The organism is Streptomyces sp. NPDC060027 (assembly GCF_042737005.1).
Lineage (GTDB): Bacteria > Actinomycetota > Actinomycetes > Streptomycetales > Streptomycetaceae > Streptomyces.
In genome coordinates this window covers 1-1,715 of record NZ_JBHWVI010000439.1, presented here as the reverse complement: position 1 = coordinate 1,715, position 1,715 = coordinate 1, and the positions used below count along the sequence as shown (strand labels likewise).

Here is a 1,715-nt window from a genome sequence, read left to right as displayed (position 1 = left end):
AGGAACCTCGCCGTCGAACGCGGTGCGCGGGCTGCGTCGTTGCGTGTCTTGCTCCGTGACCGGGATGGGAAGTACACCGAGTCCTTCGACGCGGTCGTCGCGGCCGAGGGCATCGAGGTCATGAGAACCGCGCCGCGGGCTCCTGGAATGGACGCGCACGGTGAACAGGTCATCGGCACCCTGCGGCGTGAGGTCCTTGACCACCTGCTGATCTGGAACGCCCCCATGCCCGGCAAGTCCTCGATGCCTACGCCCGGCACGACCACGGTCATCGCCCACACCAGGCGCGAGGGCAGCTTCCTGCGCTCGGCCAGGAACACCCAAGGCCCACCACGACTGCAACCGGTCAGCGACTCCCGTGTACTCGAGTGTTAGGCGGCTTGATCAACGAATACAGATATGCGGCGTGAGCTGCAGCGATGGGTTTCCGAACGGCACAGGGCACACCGCTCCACCGGCAGGGCGAGGGGCAAGCGCCTGCCCGGGAGTAGCCGGCACCCGCTGCTGGTCCACGACCCGCCCAACGGCGGACCACCGCGAAAGGATCGTCGTCAGCGAAACGTTGGCGAAGCGTCAGCGGGGATTGCGAAGGTGGTGCGTCAGGAACAGCAGACTGTGAGAACGGAGATTCGTACATGAGCGCAAGGCTCCCCGCCGGCGGTTACGTGAAGCGCCTGATGGTGTTACTGCTTTCACTCGTGGCTGTGCTCGGCATGACTCAAGTGAGGTCCATCCCGCTCGCGCATGCCGCCACCAGCAATTACTGGTCGCCGATCACGTGGAATATCACGGGGCTGGGTAACGGAAGCAACAGGGAGGCAGAGCGTAATTACCGGGCCATGGTGAACCAGCTACGGGTGCTCTCTGGTTATGACATCGGCACCGGCCTGATGCGAACCACGGAGCAGACTCAGCGCTACATCGAGGTCATGATTGTCGACAACGGAGATCCGGTCAACAATCATCGCATCTCTCTCTACCTGCGCCTCGACAACCTCTACCTCGATGGTTTCACCATCGTGGGGCAGAACTACAGGTTCAGTGATGCGCCGGGCTACCTGACGACACGGTTCGCAAACCAGTACCCAGGCGCCGTCCACCTGTTCCGCAACTTGCCCTACACCTCGCATTATCAGGATCTCGCCAATGCCGGGACCCGCGGCAGTCAGGCATTCTCGGGGCCATCATTCTGGACCGCCATCCAGACCATCCAGAGGCTCACCGATCAGAACTGGAACAATGCCAGGGCTGCACTCGCCGCCATCATCGGCGCGACCTCCGAAGCGGCCCGATTCGGCTGGATCGAAAACCGGATCGCGAATTCTATCGGATCCGGCGGAGAAACGGACGACGCCGGCGGCTTCCACAACAACCTGGGCGGTTTCGGAGCCGACCTGGAGAACAACTGGGAAGACCTGTCAGAAATCGTCTACAGGCAGCAGAACGGCAACGGGCGCATCGAGCCCGTGAACATCGACGGCCACCGGTACAGCAGCATCAGCGACATCATCTACAGTCGCGGCAGCAGCGGACCGAGGCTCGCCCCGTTCCTCACCCACGGGAGCGCCCGCTGACGGCTGCCCCAGCCCGGCATTGCGGCCGGGCTGGGGCAGCCGGGGCGTGTGAGCAGCAGGGTGGCCAGCGCACACAGGTGTCGCCACCGCACCCGCCCGGGACGCGCAGGAGTTCTGCCAGCACCTGGCCCAGCGCACCGG

1 protein-coding gene and 1 pseudogene are annotated in these 1,715 nt (G+C 64.1%); both read left to right on the top strand.

Going from position 1 to position 1,715, the window contains the following annotated elements; translation table 11 throughout:
- Positions 1 to 375: pseudogene (locus tag ACFWBT_RS42805) on the top strand (hypothetical protein); the annotation flags it as partial.
- A 260-nt stretch (positions 376 to 635) separates the two neighbouring features.
- A complete protein-coding gene (locus ACFWBT_RS42800; protein ID WP_385710202.1) occupies positions 636 to 1,574 on the top strand; it encodes a ribosome-inactivating family protein in 939 nt (312 codons plus the stop codon).
- Positions 1,575 to 1,715 lie beyond the last annotated feature (141 nt).

Bases quoted from the DNA above. Each gene is read 5' to 3' on its own strand.
- ACFWBT_RS42800 (WP_385710202.1), top strand. From the start codon at position 636: ATGAGCGCAAGGCTCCCCGCCGGCGGTTACGTGAAGCGCCTGATGGTG.